This is a genomic window from Zhengella sp. (assembly GCF_041397485.1).
In the GTDB taxonomy this organism is placed as follows: Bacteria; Pseudomonadota; Alphaproteobacteria; order Rhizobiales; family Rhizobiaceae; genus Zhengella.
Genome location: NZ_JAWKWO010000005.1, coordinates 78,999 through 96,071, shown reverse-complemented (window position 1 = coordinate 96,071; position 17,073 = coordinate 78,999). Strand labels below are relative to the sequence as shown.

13 protein-coding genes are annotated in these 17,073 nt (G+C 64.7%); 9 read left to right on the top strand and 4 right to left on the bottom strand.

The annotated features are described in order from the left end of the window. Nucleotides 1-37: 37 nt before the first annotated feature. From R3D65_RS15350 to R3D65_RS15340, 3 genes are read left to right on the top strand one after another with little or no spacing between them, the layout of a single operon-like run. Entirely contained in the window at nucleotides 38-511 is a 474-nt protein-coding gene (locus tag R3D65_RS15350) for a MarR family winged helix-turn-helix transcriptional regulator (protein WP_371276137.1), read from the top strand. Continuing rightward, complete coding sequence (locus tag R3D65_RS15345) at nucleotides 504-1,637, top strand: efflux RND transporter periplasmic adaptor subunit (protein WP_371276136.1); 1,134 nt, start codon at nucleotides 504-506, stop codon at nucleotides 1,635-1,637. Before R3D65_RS15350 ends, R3D65_RS15345 begins: the two co-directional genes overlap by 8 nt. Next, on the top strand, nucleotides 1,634-3,169 hold the full coding sequence (locus R3D65_RS15340; protein WP_371276135.1) for a DHA2 family efflux MFS transporter permease subunit: 1,536 nt from the start codon (nucleotides 1,634-1,636) through the stop codon (nucleotides 3,167-3,169). The genes R3D65_RS15345 and R3D65_RS15340 overlap by 4 nt, the downstream gene beginning before the upstream one ends. Nucleotides 3,170-3,255: 86 nt before the next feature. Here the strand turns inward: R3D65_RS15340 and R3D65_RS15335 are convergent, their stop codons facing one another. Beyond that, nucleotides 3,256-4,461 (bottom strand): FAD-dependent monooxygenase, encoded by a 1,206-nt coding sequence (locus tag R3D65_RS15335; protein ID WP_371276134.1) that lies wholly within the window; start codon nucleotides 4,459-4,461, stop codon nucleotides 3,256-3,258. 58 nt (nucleotides 4,462-4,519) lie between these two features. Continuing rightward, nucleotides 4,520-4,765: a zinc-finger domain-containing protein gene (locus R3D65_RS15330; protein WP_371276133.1), complete on the bottom strand. Its 246-nt coding sequence runs from the start codon at nucleotides 4,763-4,765 to the stop codon at nucleotides 4,520-4,522. A gap of 176 nt (nucleotides 4,766-4,941) precedes the next feature. Between R3D65_RS15330 and R3D65_RS15325 the strand changes: the two genes are divergently transcribed. Both R3D65_RS15325 and ppx read left to right on the top strand, forming a co-directional pair. After that, complete coding sequence (locus tag R3D65_RS15325) at nucleotides 4,942-7,146, top strand: RNA degradosome polyphosphate kinase (RefSeq protein WP_371276132.1); 2,205 nt, start codon at nucleotides 4,942-4,944, stop codon at nucleotides 7,144-7,146. Continuing rightward, complete coding sequence (gene ppx, locus R3D65_RS15320) at nucleotides 7,146-8,660, top strand: exopolyphosphatase (protein WP_371276471.1); 1,515 nt, start codon at nucleotides 7,146-7,148, stop codon at nucleotides 8,658-8,660. The genes R3D65_RS15325 and ppx overlap by 1 nt, the downstream gene beginning before the upstream one ends. A 99-nt stretch (nucleotides 8,661-8,759) precedes the next feature. Here ppx and rnd read toward each other — a convergent pair whose 3' ends face one another. Beyond that, nucleotides 8,760-9,914, bottom strand: coding sequence for a ribonuclease D (gene rnd / locus R3D65_RS15315; protein WP_371276131.1), 1,155 nt, complete (start codon nucleotides 9,912-9,914; stop codon nucleotides 8,760-8,762). A gap of 208 nt (nucleotides 9,915-10,122) precedes the next feature. On the opposite strand from rnd, the gene aspS reads away from it, so the two are divergent. Then, nucleotides 10,123-11,910 carry an aspartate--tRNA ligase gene (gene aspS / locus R3D65_RS15310; protein WP_371276130.1) on the top strand — a complete coding sequence of 596 codons (1,788 nt, stop codon included), beginning with the start codon at nucleotides 10,123-10,125 and terminating at the stop codon, nucleotides 11,908-11,910. Next, entirely contained in the window at nucleotides 11,907-12,542 is a 636-nt protein-coding gene (locus tag R3D65_RS15305; RefSeq protein WP_371276129.1) for a hypothetical protein, read from the top strand. The genes aspS and R3D65_RS15305 overlap by 4 nt, the downstream gene beginning before the upstream one ends. A gap of 57 nt (nucleotides 12,543-12,599) precedes the next feature. Here the strand turns inward: R3D65_RS15305 and R3D65_RS15300 are convergent, their stop codons facing one another. Next, on the bottom strand, nucleotides 12,600-13,796 hold the full coding sequence (locus R3D65_RS15300; protein WP_371276128.1) for a hypothetical protein: 1,197 nt from the start codon (nucleotides 13,794-13,796) through the stop codon (nucleotides 12,600-12,602). Nucleotides 13,797-13,999: 203 nt separating this feature from the next. On the opposite strand from R3D65_RS15300, the gene parC reads away from it, so the two are divergent. Together parC and R3D65_RS15290 are read left to right on the top strand one after the other, a co-directional pair. Further along, a complete protein-coding gene (gene parC, locus R3D65_RS15295) occupies nucleotides 14,000-16,252 on the top strand; it encodes a DNA topoisomerase IV subunit A (protein ID WP_371276127.1) in 2,253 nt (750 codons plus the stop codon). Nucleotides 16,253-16,407: 155 nt separating this feature from the next. Further along, nucleotides 16,408-17,073, top strand: a complete 666-nt coding sequence (locus tag R3D65_RS15290; protein WP_371276126.1) for a TetR/AcrR family transcriptional regulator — start codon at nucleotides 16,408-16,410, stop codon at nucleotides 17,071-17,073.

Here is a 17,073-nt window from a genome sequence, read left to right as displayed (position 1 = left end):
CTTGATATTCTAAGCATGCTTATAATATATCCGGCTTATGAAAACATCGTCCACCGAAGGCCTCGGCATCCTGCTGCATGACGCGTCGCGCCTGTTGCGAAAGCGCTTCGAGATGCGCACGGCCGATCACGGCCTGTCGTCGGCGCAGTGGCGCCTGCTCGTTCACGTCGCCCGCGAGGGCGCGATGACACAGGCCCGGCTCGGAGAGCGCCTGGAGATCGAGCCGATCAGCGTTTCCCGGCTTGTCGACCGCATGGAGCAGGCCGGCTGGGTCGCCCGCAAGGCTGACGAGAGCGACCGGCGCGTGCGCCTTGTGGCAGCGACGCCCAAGACGCTGCGGGTCTTCGACGAGGTTCGGGGACTCGCCAACGAGGTCTATGACGAAGCGCTGGCCGGGTTTTCGGAGAAGGACCGGCAGGGGCTGATGGCGGCGTTGCGCCTGCTCATCGACAATCTTTCCGAGGGTGAGGGCGCCGCCGCTTGCGCGACAGGAACAACGAACGATGAATGACATGTCGGAAATGAAGGGTGAAACGAAGGCGCGGGCGCTGAATGCGTCCCGACCGGCGCGCGGCAAGACCTCCAGGCGTATCCTGATGTTTTCCGTTCCGCTTCTGCTGGCGGCCGCCGGCGCGGGCTACTGGCTGATGACCGGGCGCTACGAGACAACGGACAATGCCTATCTTCATCAGGCCCGCCTTTCCGTCACCTCCGATCTGGCCGGCCGCGTGGTCCGGTCCGGTGTGGCCGACAACATGCCGGTCAAGGCCGGTGACGTCCTGTTCGTGATCGATCAGGAACCGTACCGGATTGCGCTGGAACAGGCCGACGCGGCCCTGGCCAGCGCCCGTCTCGGAGTCGAGCAGCTCAAGGCGGCCTACCGCATGGCGCTGGCCAATGAAAAGGCGGCGGAAACGGAAGAGGCCTACCGTCAATCCGAGTTGAAGCGACAGCAGGAGCTTTCCCGCAAGGGCGTCTCCGCTTCCTCTTCGCTGGACAGCGCGCGTCACGATGCCAACAAGGCGCACGACGCTCTGGCCGCTGCACGGCAGGGCGTGGCCAATACGTTGGCTGCCCTCGGCGGCAAGCCGGATATCGCGACAGACCAGCACCCCTCGGTCCAGTCCGCGCTGGCGGCACGCGAAAAGGCGGCCTACAATCTTTCGCTCACGACCGTTCGGGCACCTGCCGATGGCGTCCTTTACCAGGCCGCATCCTTCCGCGCCGGCCAGTTCGTGGCTGCCGGCAACCCGCTTTTTGCGCTGGTTGCAACCGGCGACTTCTGGGTGGATGCCAATTTCAAGGAGACGCAGCTTGCCGGCATCAAGCCCGGCGAAAGCGCCGAGGTGGAATTCGACAGCTATCCGGGCAAGACCTTCAAGGGCCGTGTCGCCGCGATCGGTGCCGGCACCGGCGCTGAATTCTCGCTGCTTCCGGCCCAGAATGCCACTGGCAACTGGGTGAAGGTGACACAGCGCGTTCCCGTGCGCATCGCCCTCGACGGAACCGCCGACATGCCTGAGCTGCGCTCGGGTCTTTCGGCCAGCGTCACCGTGGATACCGGCCGCAAGCCGCTTTACGCCACGTGGCTTCCGGGGGCCTTTGCCGCCGAGACGGATGCTGGCACCGGGAAATGAGCGCTTCCGCTCAGATGCATGAAGATGTTCCGCATCGCGGCCTGATCACGCTGGCGATCATGCTTGCCACGATCATGCAGGTGCTCGACACGACCATCGCAAACGTGGCGTTGCCCTCCATGCAGGCCGATCTTGGCGCCTCGCAGGACACCATCACCTGGGTCCTGACCTCCTATATCGTGGCGGCGGCGATCATGACGCCGCTGACCGGCTGGCTCTCCGACAGGGTGGGCCGCAAGGAACTTTTCCTTGCCTCCATCGTCGGCTTCGTTGTCACCTCAATGGCTTGCGGCCTGGCCTGGAGCCTGGAAACCATGGTTCTGTTCCGGCTGCTGCAGGGCCTGTGCGGCGCGGCCATCGTGCCGCTGTCGCAAACCTTCCTGCTCGATATCAACCCGCGCGAACGCCACGGGTCTGCCATGGCCATGTGGGGCGCGGGCATCATGGTCGGTCCCATCATCGGCCCGACGCTCGGCGGCTGGCTGACGGAAACGATGAACTGGCGTTGGGTATTCTTCATCAACCTGCCGGTCGGCATCCTGGCCTTCGCCGGCAGCGCCGCCTATCTGCCCAACATCGCGCGGCGGCTGCGCAATTTCGATTTCTTCGGCTTCGCCATGCTGGCGTTGGGAATCGGCGCCTTGCAGATGATGCTCGATCGCGGCGGCGAAGTGGACTGGTTTTCCTCCACCGAGATCTGGATCGAGCTTTTCCTGGCGATATCGGGTTTCTGGATCTTCTGCGTTCACGTCGCCACGGCGGACGACCCCTTCATCGATCCGGCGATCTTCAGGGACCGCAATTTCGTCACCGGACTGGTCTTCATCTTCGTCATCGGCATCATCCTGCTCGCCAGCCTTGCGCTTCTGCCGCCCATGCTGGCGCGCATTTTCGGCTATCCAACGATCACGACCGGCCTTGTCATGGCGCCGCGCGGCGTTGGCACGATGATCTCGATGATCCTTGTCGGCCGTCTCGTGCGCACCGTCGATGCGCGCCTCCTGGTCCTGGCCGGTCTCGGGCTGGCGGCCGTGTCGCTGTGGATGATGTCCGGCTTCTCTCCGCAGATGGACGACGGGCTGATCATCGTCTCCGGCGTCGTTCAGGGCCTCGGCCTCGGCCTGGTCTTCGTGCCGCTTTCCACGGTTGCCTTTTCCACCATGGAGGTGAAGTACCGCGCCGATGGAACCAGCCTGTTCTCGCTGACGCGTAACATCGGTTCCTCCATCGGGATTTCCCTTGTGTCGGTCGTCCTGACCCACAATGTCCAGGTCAACCACACAGAGCTTTCGGCCTTTATCAATCCCTATGACCCGAACCTGACGCATCTTGCGCCGCAGGCTGCCGCGGGCGATCCGGCCATGCTCTCCGTGGTCGACATGCTGGTCAACCAGCAGGCACTGATGGTCTCCTACGTGAACGATTTCCTGCTGATGATGGTCGTCACGCTGATGGCGGTGCCCCTGGCGCTGCTTCTGCGCAAGCCGCCCGGCGCTTCAATGTCGGCACCTGCAGCCCAGCACGCCGAGTAAGCCGTTGGCAGCGGTGAAACAACGCCTGCGGTTCCCGACCGCCCGGTGTCCGTCAGCCCATGTCATCGGCGTGCGGTTTGGCGCTTTCAGGTCTCCGCGTCCCACCCGTACAGCCAGTCGAAATCCGCCATCAGCCGCTCCGGCTTGCGCAGCCACAGCACGGCATCGCGGGCCAGGGCGACCGGCCCCCGCGCGTGCCAGGTGAAGTGGTTGAACGCCCCGCGCTTGACAACCCTGGCTACGCGCGGCTTGCGCTCTGCCTCCCAGCGGGGCAGGGCCACCGCCGGGTCGCCATTGGCCTCGCGCATGGCCCTGGCCAGCACGCCGGCATCCTCGATGGCCATGGCCGCGCCCTGCGCGGCGAAGGGCGTGGTCGCATGCGCCGCGTCGCCGATGAGCGCCACCGCCTTGCCGTCCTGCCAGGCGCCCGGCCCCACTGCATGCAGCGCCCAGGCCACCCATGGACCCGCCTCGCGCGCCATGCGGCCAAGTGCGGGTGACGCCTTGTCCATCACCGCGATGAAGGGGGAAGGGTCGGCGCTCGCCGCCCATTTCTGTCCGTAATCTGCGCCGCGCATCAGCCCGACGAGATTGATCCGCCGCCCCGCGCTGATCGGATAGGCGACCAGATGCACATCCGGTGCCATGAAGGCGGTTACATGGGCCGGGCTGAGGAGATCGCCCAGCGATTGCGCCAGATCGCCGTCGGCGGGAATGGTCGCCCGCCATGCCACATGGCCGGTGAATGCGCTCGTGCCGGCACCGGGCAGGCGCCCGCGCAGCCGCGACCAGACACCGTCCGCCGCAATCAGCAAGCCGCCGACGATCTCGTCCACCCGGCCGTCCCGGTCCACCGAAAGGGTGACGCCGCGTGGATGCGCCGCATAGTCGGCGACGTTCGCTCCGGTGACGATCTCGACAAGCGGTTGCTGGCGCGCGGCGGTGGTGAGAGCGGCATGCAGGTCGGCCCGGTGGATGACCAGATACGCCGCGCCCCAGCGGGCCTCGGCCCTTGCCCCCAGCGGCACCTCGGTCAGCTTGCCCATCGCCTGCCCGCGCCGCAGGACAACGCTTTCCGGCGCCGTGGCCGCGGCCAGAAGCCGGCCCGAAACGCCGACCGAGGCCAGCACCCGCGTGGCATTGGGCGAAAGCTGCAGGCCGGCGCCCACTTCCGTGAGATGCGGCGCGCGCTCGAACACGCGCACGGCATGGCCGTCACGCGCCAGGGCAAGGGCCGTTGTCAGCCCGGCAATGCCGGCCCCGGCGATCAGGATCGGTCTGTTGCGGATCATCGCTCACATTCCCGCAAGGCCGCGCCAGCCGGCCAGATGCCGCCTCACAGTCTGGCGGTCAGGCCGCCTTCGGCTTGAAGCTGCAGCCTTCGGGCTTCGTTTCGTCCGCCTTCAGCGCGCTGTTGTAGCGATAGAGCGTCGAGCAATAGGGGCAGACCTTTTCCGCGTCGTCTCCCATGTCGAGATAGACATGCGGATGGTCGTAGGGCGGATGGGCGCCCACGCACATGAATTCCTTCACTCCGATCTCGATGGACTTGTGGCCCGCATCGTTCTGGAAATGCGGAATGGAATGTCCGGCCATCTTGCTCTCCGTTCCTGGCGGCGGGCACGCTCCCGCCTGTCGGCTAGGCTCGCGCCGACGTTTGAAACATATGCGCCGCCATTGCAAGATGCGAGCGTGCATTGCGCCCCATTGTGCGCAACGTCGAGCCATGGAATGAAGGAACAGAGAAACCCGCGGGCCGAAGGCTTCCCACCATGAACGAACTGACACCGGCAAGAACCGACTTCACCGAGGGCGCGGCCCCTGCGAGGCTCACGCCCGACGATCCGGAGCGCTACGTCAACCGTGAATTTTCATGGCTGCAATTCAACCGGCGCGTTTTGGAAGAGTCCCAGAATCCCAGCCAGCCGCTTCTGGAGCGGCTGCGCTTCCTCTCCATTTCGGCCACCAACCTGGACGAGTTCTTCATGGTGCGCGTCGCCGGCCTGGCGGGCCAGGTGCGTGAGGGCATCACCGAGCGTTCCGCCGATGGCCGCACGCCCGCCGAACAGCTCGACCAGATCCTGCTGGAGGTCACCAAGCTGCAGGCCGACCAGCACAAGAGCCTGGCCGGCTTGATGGATCTGCTCGAAGCCGAGAGGATCGCGCTGATCCGCGCCGATGGCCTTGCCAAGGGTGAGAAGGCCTGGCTGGAAGAGCATTTCATGGATGCCGTCTTCCCCGTGCTGACGCCGCTGTCCATTGACCCCGCGCACCCGTTTCCCTTCATTCCCAACCTGGGCTTCTCCATGGTGCTGGCGTTGAAGAACCGGCGCGACGGCGAGGAAATGACGGGCCTGCTGCGCTTGCCGGTCGCGCTCAGCCGCTTCATCCAGTTGCCCGAGCGCGGCGGCGTCACGCGGTTCATCGCACTTGAGGATGTGGTCGGCCTGTTCATCAGCCGGCTGTTTCCCGGCTATGAAGTGCTCGGTTCGGGCACGTTCCGCATCATCCGCGATTCCGATATCGAGGTGGAGGAAGAGGCCGAAGACCTCGTGCGCCTGTTCGAGACGGCACTGAAGCGCCGGCGGCGCGGACAGGTCATCCGGATCGAGTTCGACCCCGACATGCCCGAAGGCCTGCGTGATTTCGTCGCCCATGAACTCGGTGTGCAGGGCAATCGCATCTCCGTCCAGGCCGGGCCGCTGGCGCTCAACCATGTGTCCGAGATCGTGTCGCTGCCGCGCGAGGATCTGAAGTTCGTGCCTTACAATGCGCGTTTTCCCGAACGCATCCGCGAACATGCCGGCGATTGCCTGGCGACGATCCGCGAGAAGGATTTCCTTGTCCACCACCCCTATGAGAGCTTCGATGTCGTGGTGCAGTTCCTGCGTCAGGCGGCAGCCGACCCCGATGTCGTGGCGATCAAGCAGACGCTCTACCGCACCTCGAACGACAGCCCCATCGTGCGTGCCCTCGTCGATGCGGCGGAGGCCGGCAAGTCCGTCACGGCGCTGGTGGAACTGAAGGCGCGATTCGACGAGGAGGCCAATATCCGCTGGGCCCGCGACCTGGAACGCGCCGGCGTTCAGGTGGTCTTCGGCTTCATCGAGTTGAAGACCCATGCCAAGCTTTCGCTCGTGGTGCGCCGGGAAGAGGGCCGTTTGCGCAATTACTGTCACCTGGGCACAGGCAATTATCACCCGATCACGGCCAAGATTTACACCGACCTGTCCTACTTCACCGACGATCCGCAGATAGCGCGCGACGTGGCCCAGGTGTTCAACTTCATCACCGGCTATGCCGAGCCGACCGACCAGATGAAGCTCGCCTACTCGCCCTACACGCTGCGGCCACGCATTCTCGATCACATCCGCGCAGAAATAGGCCATGCCAGGGAAGGCCGGCCAGGCCAGATCTGGATGAAGATGAACTCGCTCGTCGATCCCGAGATCATCGACGCGCTCTACGAGGCAAGCGCTGCGGGCGTCGAGATCGACCTCGTCATCCGCGGCATCTGTTGCCTGCGCCCGCAGGTTCCCGGCCTGTCGGACAACATCCGTGTGAAATCCATTGTCGGCCGCTTCCTTGAACATAGCCGCATCTGGTGCTTCGGCAATGGCCATGGCCTGCCGTCGGACGAAGCCATCGTCTATTTCGGCTCGGCCGACCTGATGCCGCGCAATCTCGACCGGCGGGTCGAGGTGATCGTGCCCGTCGAGGCTTCCACCGTGCATGAGCAGATCCTCGACCAGATCATGTTGGCGAACGTGATGGACAACCAGCAGAGCTTTGAGGTACTGCCCGACGGAACGTCGAGACGGCTCCGGCCCGAGGAGGGGGAGGAACCTTTCAACGCCCAGGAGTATTTCATGACCAACCCGAGCCTTTCGGGTCGGGGTGAATCGTTGAAATCGCATGCGCCGAAGCGGATCGCCCACTTCAAGCGCCGCAAGAAAGACAAGTCTGCCCAGCCGTGATGGACCGCCTGTCCCAGGGTCGCCTCTACGACCGCAAGCCCGTCGCCATCGTCGACATCGGATCGAACTCGGTCCGTCTCGTCATCTACGAAGGTATCGCCCGCTCCCCCACCGTCCTGTTCAATGAAAAGATGCTCGCCGGCCTCGGCCGTCAGATCGTCTCCACCGGCCTGCTCGATCCCGCCGGCGTGGAGCGTGCGCTCTCCGAGTTCCGCCGCTTCCGTGCGCTGTGCGATCAGGCCGGCGTGGAGGAGGTGCATGTTCTGGCCACGGCGGCCGCGCGCGAGGCGGAAAACGGCCCGGCCTTCATCGAACGGGCGGGCGAGGTGCTGGGAGCGGACGTGCGGGTGCTTTCAGGGCGCGAAGAAGCTCTTTATTCCGCCTACGGGATCATGGCCGGGTTCTACCGGCCCGATGGCATTGTCGGCGACCTTGGCGGCGGCAGCCTGGAACTGATCGACATTCGCGGCCACGAAACCGGCGACGGCATCACGCTGCCGCTGGGCGGCCTGCGCCTGCAGGAGGTGACTGGCGGCAAGCCGGAGGATGCGGCAGCCGTCATCGCGGCGGAGATGCGACGCGCGACCCTGCTGAAGCAGGGCGGCGGGCGCGAGTTCTACGCCGTGGGCGGCACATGGCGAAACCTGGCCCGCCTGCACATGATGGAGCGTGAATACCCGCTGCACGTGATGCATCACTATGTCATGGAAACGGATGAATGCGTGCCCTTCCTGATGCAGGTGGCGCGCAACGACACCGCGTCCATGAAAGGCGTCAAGCGGGTTTCCAAGAACCGGCGCAGCCTGTTGCCCTATGGCGCGGCCGTGATGCTGGAGGTCATCCGCGCCATGAAGCCGGCACGCATCGTCGTGTCTGCCACCGGCGTTCGCGAAGGCTATCTGTTCGAGCAGCTCGACGACGAATGGCGCCGCGCCGACCCGCTGCTCACCGCCGCCGACGAACTGGCCATCCTGCGCTCGCGCTCCGAACGCCATGCCCGCGAACTGGCCGACTGGACCGGCACCGCCTTCGCCGCGCTGGGCCTTGACGAGACGCCGGAGGAACATCGCCTGCGCCGTGCCGCCTGCCTTGTCGCCGACATCGGCTGGCGCGCGCATCCGGAATATCGCGGCACCCAGTCGCTCAACATCATCTCCAATGCTTCGTTTGTCGGTATCGACCATCCGGGCCGCGCCTATATCGCGCTGGCCAATCTCTACCGGCACGAAGGGCTGATCGACGATGCCGCGGCGCCGGAACTGTTGAAGCTGGCGTCACCCCGCTTCATCGAGCGAGCAAAGGCGCTGGGCGCGCTGATGCGCGTGGTCTATCTGCTGTCGGCCTCCATGCCGGGCGTCATTCCGCTGCTGTCCTGGCGCATCGCCGCCGATGGTGGATTGCAGCTGGTCATCCCGAAGCGCCATGCCAGCCTTCATGGCGAACGGCCCAGGGCGCGCATGGCGCACCTGGCCCGCTTCACCGGCCGCGAGATCGAGCTTGTCGTCGCTGAGTGACGCGGGGCAGGTCGTCGCGCCGTGACGCGGGACAGGTTTGCGCTCAGTGACGCGGGGATGCCCGTCGCCCGGTGACGCGGAGGCCAGGCAAGACCGTGGTCAGGAAATGTCGAACACCTGCACCTTGCGGTTCTCGAACCGGATGCCGATCTCACCGCGAATGAGTTTCAGCGCCTTCTCGCCAAAGGCTTCGCGCCGCCAGCCGTGCAGCGCCGGCACATCGGCCTTTTCGCCTTCGCCGGCCAGCTTCTCGATGTCGTCGGACGTGGCAAGGACCTTGGCCGCCACGCCTTCCTGCTCGGCCACCTGCTTGAGCAGCACCTTGAGCAATTCCGTCGCCGCGCCGGTGCCTTCCGGCTGCTGGTTGGGGCGCGGAATGCGCGGCAGGTCGTCACGCGGTATGGCGAGCGCTTCCTTGACCGCTTCGAGAATGCCCTGGGCGGCGGCGGAGCGCTCCCAGCCCTTCGGGATCGAGCGCAGCCGGCCGAGCGCCTCGACGGTCTCCGGGCGCTGCTGGGCGATCTCGTAGATTCCGTCGTCCTTGATGATGCGTCCGCGCGGAACATTGCGGTTGCGCGCCTCGCGCTCGCGCCATGCGGCCACCTTCTGCATCACCGCCAGTTCCAGCGGCTTGCGCACGCGCATCTTCAGCCGCTTCCAGGCGTCGTCCGGGTGCAGTTCATAGGTTTCGCGCGCGGTCAGGACATCCATCTCCTCCTTCAGCCAGTGGGCGCGGTTCTCGCGCTCCAGTTCGGCGGCCAGATGGGCATAGACATCGCGCAGATGCGTCACGTCGGCCAGCGCGTAGGAAAGCTGCTTGTCGGAAAGCGGCCTGCGGCGCCAGTCGGTGAAGCGGGACGACTTGTCGATCTGCGCGCGGGTGATCTTCTGGACAAGCTGGTCATAGGAGACCGAATCGCCGAAGCCGCAGACCATCGCCGCCACCTGCGTATCGAACACCGGATGGGGCACCAGATCGCCCATCTTGACGATGATCTCGATATCCTGGCGCGCGGCATGAAACACCTTGAGGATGCCTTCATCGCCCATCAGCCGGAAGAACGGGGCGAGATCCATGCCCTCGGCCAGCGGATCGACAAGCGCGGTTTCTTCCACCGTTGCCATCTGGATCAGGCAGAGTTCCGGCCAGAAGGTGGTTTCGCGTATGAATTCGGTGTCCACGGTCACGAAATCGCACTTTGCCATCGAAGTGCAGACGGCTTCCAGTTCGGCAGTTGAGGTGATCACATGCATGGAGACAGGACGTCCGGATGGGAAATGGATAGCCGTCTATTCGCGTTGCGGGTCCGCGAGTCAAGTCAGGCGGGGTGCTTTGCATGCGCAAACCTTGACAAACAGGCTCGCCCATGCGCTTTTCGCGCGGATTTTTTGCCGGGCGCCGGTCCGTCCCCATCGGCCGCGGACGCCCTTCCAAGACAAGCCACAACCGGACCTGATCTTCATGCACCGCTATCGCAGCCACACTTGTGCCGCCCTCCGCCAAGCCGATACCGGCTCCACCGTCCGCCTTTCCGGCTGGGTTCATCGCGTACGCGACCATGGCGGCGTGCTCTTCATCGACCTGCGCGACCATTTCGGCATCACCCAGGTTGTCGCCGATCCGGATTCGCCGGCCTTCAAGGTGGCCGAGACCGTGCGCGGCGAATGGGTGATCCGCGTTGACGGCACGGTAAAGGCGCGCGCGCCCGAAGCGGTCAATCCCAACCTGCCGACCGGCGCGATCGAGGTTTTCGCCGCCGAGATCGAGGTACTTTCCAAGGCTGCGGAACTGCCGCTGCCGGTCTTTGGCGAGCCGGACTATCCGGAGGATATTCGCCTGCGCTACCGCTTCCTCGACCTGCGCCGCGAGACGCTGCACAACAACATCATGCTGCGCACGCGCATCATCCGCGAGATGCGCCGCCTGATGGAGGACGCCGGTTTCAATGAATTCTCCACGCCCATTCTCACGGCGTCGTCGCCGGAGGGTGCGCGCGACTTCCTGGTGCCGAGCCGCATTCATGCCAACAAGTTCTACGCCCTGCCGCAGGCGCCGCAGCAGTACAAGCAGCTGCTGATGATGTCGGGCTTCGACCGCTATTTCCAGATCGCGCCCTGCTTCCGCGACGAGGATCCGCGCGCCGACCGCCTGCCGGGCGAATTCTACCAGCTCGACCTCGAAATGAGCTTTGTCGAGCAGGACGACATCCTCGGCACGATGGAGCCGGTCCTGCGCAAGGTCTTCGAGGCCTTTGCCGACGGCAAGCCGGTGACGGCCGAGTTTCCGCGCATTCCCTATGACGAGGCGATCGCGAAATACGGCTCCGACAAGCCCGACCTGCGCAACCCGATCATCATGGAAGATGTCTCGGAACATTTCCGCGGTTCCGGCTTCAAGGTCTTCGCCAACATCCTCGCCAATTCGCCCACGGGCGCTGTCTGGGCCATTCCCGCGCCGACCGGCGGCTCGCGCGCCTTCTGCGACCGCATGAATTCCTGGGCGCAGGGCCAGGGCCAGCCGGGCCTGGGCTACATCTTCTGGCGCGAGGAAGGCGGCAAGCTGGAAGGCGCCGGTCCCATTGCCAAGAATATCGGCGAGGAACGCACCGAGGCCATCCGCCTGCAACTCGGCCTGAAGGCCGGCGATGCCTGCTTCTTTGCTGCCGGCGATCCGAAGAAATTTGCCGGCTTTGCCGGCGATGCTCGCACCCGCGTCGGCGAGGATCTCGATCTTGTCGACCGCGACCGTTTCGCGCTCGCCTGGATTGTCGATTTCCCCTTCTTCGAGTGGGACGAGGACAACAAGAAGGTCGATTTCGGCCACAACCCCTTCACCATGCCGCGCGGCGGCCTGGGTGCGCTGGAAAACGAGGATCCGCTGGCAATCAAGGCCTGGCAGTATGACCTTGTCTGCAATGGCTTTGAAATCGCATCGGGCGGCATCCGCAACCACCTGCCGGAAGTCATGGTCAAGGCCTTCGGCATTGTCGGGCTTGATGCCTCGGTGGTCGAGGAGCGCTTTGGCGGCCTCTACCGCGCCTTCCACTATGGCGCGCCGCCCCATGGCGGCATGGCAGCCGGCGTGGACCGCATCGTCATGCTGCTGGCCGGCGCCAAGAACCTGCGCGAGGTCACGCTCTTCCCGATGAACCAGCAGGCCCAGGACCTGCTGATGGGCGCGCCGTCCGAGGCCTCGCCGGCGCAGTTGCGCGAACTGCACCTGCGCACGGTGGCGCCTGCCAAGGAATGACGCAGGCCCCACGCGTTCTGGTCACTGGCTTCGGCCCGTTTCCCGGCGCGCCGGAAAATCCGACCGAATGGCTGGTGGCCGCGCTCGTGGGCAGCCCCAGCCCCGTCGCGGCGGCTCTGTCCGCCGCGGTCCTGCCGGTCGATTATGCGAAAGCCGGCCCGGCCCTGGAGGCCGCAGCCATGGCGGCCGCGCCGGATATCGCCATCCATTTCGGCCTTGCGGCATCGGCAAGAGGCTTCCGTCTTGAACGGGTGGCAAGCCATCTTCAGGATCGCGGCAAGGCGGACAATGCGGGGCAGGGAGCGCCAGAGGCGCTGGATGCCGAGGCACCCGCCGTTTCACAATTGCCGCTTGTTTCCATTCATGCCGCGCTTCTGGCCGCCGGCCTACCCGTCGAGTGGTCGCACGATGCCGGCGGCTATTTGTGCAACCACGTTTTTCATCTGTCCTGCTCCGGCCGCTGCCGCCCGCTGGCACAGGCGATGAGCGGCTTCGTGCACATTCCCCATGTGAGCCCCGATGTCGGCCCCGATGTCGGCGAAGGCCAATGGCTGACGCACGACGCGGCTTTGCGCGGCACGCGGATCATCCTCGAAACCTGCATCCGCGAATGGATCGCATTGCGGGAATGAAAGAAGCCCGGCGGATTGCGCCGCCGGGCCTTTGTCATCGCGCTGAGAACCGGCCTCTCAGCAGGTGATCGTGCCGCACGTATTGGCTTCCACGGTGACGTTGAGAACATCGGGAATGGTTTGCGGCGCGCCCATGGCCGCCCCCATGATCTGCGGCGCAGGCACCGGGGCATCGGGCGCGGCCGTTACCGTCAGCGATTGCGGATCGTCCAGATAGTCGCTGACCGCGCCTGCGACCATGCTGGCGAAAGCGGGGTTCTGAAGCCGCGAGAGCAGGATCGGCATCATGCCCTTGGCCATGTTCACCACGTCTGCGCGCCTGGCGCCCTGCTGGGCGGCCACGAAATCGAGCACCCTTCCGGTCAGCGAGGCATCGTCGAGCGCGATTTGCGCGCCGTTGAAGGAAAGTTGCTGCATCAGGCCCATCATGGCGAAGCCCATGGCCTGCTCGTTCATCTCGCCGCTGTCGCGCTTGGCGGTGATTTCCTGCATCTGGCGGATCAGGTCCGTGGTGAACCCGCTGAGATCCATGGTGATGTTGAGCGCCGCCGCGTCGGTGACATCCAGCATCCATTCGTTGATCTGCATGCGCCCGTCCGCCGGATTCCAGCTTCCCTTCATCGTCATGTCGCCCGACAGTGTGGAATAGCCCAGCGCCTGCATGACCGCGCGCGATTTCTCGTCCGGCAGTTTCGTCATGTCGCCCTGAAGGCCGGTCACCTTCATTTCGGTCAGCAGCGGTTCACCGGCCACATAAGCGCTGGCCGTGTAGTCGATGCCGTCCATGCTGAAGATGGTCGCATCGCCTTCGGACACACGCACCGGACCCATCGTGGCGCCTTCGACAAGCACGGACAATTTGCGCACCGGGTCTGTCTCGTTCTCCTTGGGCACCTGAAGGCCGGTGATGGATGCGCCGCCGAAATCCAGCGTCTTGCCATCCTTCGTCATGGAGAATTCCGGCGCGGCTATCGTGCCGATGCGGAACCCGGTCTCGCTTTCGCTCACGTCCTCCAGGCGGATTTCCTCCATCTGCGCCGCGTTCGCCTCGCCCGGCTTGATCGAGACATCGCTCAGGATGACGTCGTCGCCTTCGGCGGTGGCAGAACCGATCGTCAGCGCGGTGCCGTTCTTGTCGAACTGCCGCTTGAGCGCGTCGGCCAGCGCCTGCGCGTCCGCTGCCGCCCAGGCCTGGACCGGAAGGATGCAAAGCAATGCCAGCGCACTGGCGGATTTCAGAAGCGGTCGGGTCATGTCGATTTCCTCTGGTGGCCAGCCGGGGGCGCCGGCTGGAATGTGAAAGGGTTCGGGCCGAAGAGTCTACGGGATCAACGGACACGTCCAGTTTTCACTGGCAGTGTAGTTTATTTTTGACCACCTGGCATGTGATCCCCGCCACAGGCGCTGAAACGCTTGGCGCTCTTGCCCCGAATCACCGCTTTCTGTAACCGGGAACCATGGGAAAAAGCCTCAATCCGCCCGGCGGGGGCGACGGCAAGGACATTGAATCGGTCGACCTGAAGCGCGCCCTTGAGGAGCGCTACCTGGCCTATGCGCTGTCGACCATCATGCACCGTGCGCTGCCCGACGTCCGCGACGGGCTGAAACCGGTACACAGGCGCATCATGCATGCCATGCGCCTGCTGCGCCTCGACCCGGATCGCGGCTTTGCCAAATGCGCGCGCATCGTCGGCGATGTCATGGGCAAGTTCCATCCCCATGGCGACCAGGCGATCTACGACGCGCTGGTGCGCCTCGCCCAGAGCTTCGCCGTGCGCTACCCGCTGGTCGATGGCCAGGGCAATTTCGGCAACATAGATGGCGATAACGCCGCCGCCATGCGCTATACCGAGGCGCGCATGACCGATGTCGCGGCGCTGCTGCTGGAGGGCATCACCGAGGATTCGGTCGATTTCCGCCTCACCTACAACGAGGAGGACGAGGAACCCGTCGTCCTGCCGGGCGCCTTTCCGAACCTGCTGGCCAATGGCGCGTCCGGCATTGCCGTGGGCATGGCGACCAACATCCCGCCGCACAACGCCGCCGAGATCTGCGATGCGGCCCTGCATCTCATCGAACATCCCGATGCCACCAACGGCGACCTGATGCAGTTCGTGCCAGGACCGGATTTCCCGACCGGTGGCATCATCGTCGATGGCAAGGCGGCGATTGCCGAGGCCTACGATACCGGGCGCGGCGGCTTTCGCGTCCGCTCCCGCTGGCACCAGGAGGAAGCCGGGCGCGGCACCTGGGTCATCGTGGTCACCGAAATTCCCTACCAGGTGCAGAAGGCCCGCCTGATCGAGAAGATCGCCGACCTGCTGATCGCCAAGAAACTGCCTTTGCTCGACGACATACGCGACGAGAGCGCCGAGGACATCCGCATCGTTCTCGTGCCCAAGAGCCGTACGGTCGATCCCGAACTGCTGATGGAGTCCCTGTTCAAGCTGACCGAGCTGGAAAGCCGTTTTCCGCTGAACATGAACGTGCTCAGCCACGGCAAGGTGCCGAACGTCCTTTCGCTGCGCGAGGTGCTGAAACAGTGGCTGGAGCACCGCAAGGACGTGCTGATCCGCCGCTCCCGGCACCGCCTTGGCGTCATTGAGCGCCGGCTGGAGATCCTTGGCGGCTACCTGATCGCCTATCTGAACATCGACGAGGTGATCCGCATCATCCGCGAGGAGGATGAGCCGAAAAAGCAGTTGATGGTCACGTTCGAGCTGACCGATAACCAGGCCGAAGCCATTCTCAACATGCGCCTGCGAAACCTGCGCAAGCTGGAGGAGTTCGAGATCCGCAAGGAGTTCGACGCCCTGACGGAAGAGAAGGCGCAGATCGGCAAATTGCTGGATTCCGAACCCCTTCAATGGAAGACGGTCGCCTGGGAAGTGGCCGATGTGCGCAAGACCTTCGGCCCGGACACGGAACTGGGCCGCCGCCGAACAACGTTTGCCGAGGCGCCCGAACGCGATCTGGAAGCCATCCAGCAGGCGATGATCGAGAAGGAGCCGGTCACCGTCATCGTGTCGGACAAGGGCTGGCTGCGCGCGATGAAGGGCCATCTGGCCGACTGGTCGGGCCTTTCCTTCAAGGATGGCGACAAGCTGAAGCTGGCCTTCCACGCCCAGACAACAGACAAGATCCTCGTGCTGACGACCGGCGGCAAGGTCTACACCATCGGCGCAGACCGGCTGCCCGGCGGACGCGGCCATGGCGAGCCGATCCGCATCATGGTCGACATGGACAATGACCAGGACATCGTCACGGCCTTCGTGCACGATCCGCAGGTGCGCCGGCTCGTCGTGTCCCATGAGGGCAACGGCTTCGTCGTGTCCGAAGCCGATGTCGTCGCCAATACCCGCAAGGGCAAGCAGGTGATGAACGTGAAGACGCCTGACGAGGCGCGCTTCTGCGTTCCTGTTTCCGGCGACCATGTCGCCATTGTCGGCGAGAACCGCAAGCTGCTGGTTTTCCCGCTCGACCAGGTGCCGGAAATGACGCGCGGCAAGGGCGTTCGCCTGCAGCGCTTCAAGGATGGCGGCGTCTCCGACATCAAGACCTTCGCGATTGCCGACGGCCTGACATGGACCGATAGTGCAGGGCGCGTCTTTACCCGCGCGGAAGCGGATTTGGCCGAATGGTCCGGCGCGCGCGCAGCCGCCGGTCGCATGGTGCCCAAGGGCTTCCCGCGCACCGGCAAGTTCGGCTGACGTTTCCGGCCATTGAGCCGGCCTTGATATTTTTTCTGTTTTTTCCGCCGGGGCAACCGAACCGAAACCATTCGTGTGCCGTAATGTTGACATCGAGAATGATCGTTCGCATATAGCGAGAACGAACGTTCGCACTCTATTTTTACGAAGCGCTGATGGATACCGCTACCGCCAATCAACGTCCGATGGGCCTGGCAGACGACGAGGATGAGGGCCAGGGCCCCATGACCCGCGCCGAGCGGCGCGAGGCGCAGACCGTGCGCATTCTCGATGCCGCCAAGAAATGCTTCGTCCGCTCCGGTTTTCAGGGCGCCTCCATGCACGACATCTGCAAGGAGGCAGAGATGAGTCCGGGCGCCCTCTACCGTTATTTCCCCTCCAAGGAAGCGATCATCGAAGCCATCGCCGAGGCCGATCGCACGAAGGATGCCGCGCTGCTGGCGGAGGCCCTGGCCAATCCCGACATCGTCGAGGGGATCGTTCAGGCGATGATGACGCATCTGCGCGTCAGCCATGAGAACAACATGGCTCCGCTGTTCACCGAGATCCGGGCAGAGGCGCTGCGCAATCCCTCCGTGCTTGAGACCTGCGAATGCTCGATGCGCCAGGTCCATGAACTGATCTTCAGGCGCATTCAGGCCGCCATAGCCGCAGGCCAGATCCGCCCCGCCGTCTCGGTCGAGACGCTGATGGCGGTCATGGTCTCCATCGGCGAGGGCATCGTGCTGAACGACCTGCCCGCCAAGGGCATCAATCTCGATGAAGTGGAGCACATGGTGCGCACTTCCGTCACAGCCAACCTGCGCCCTGTCGCGCAATGA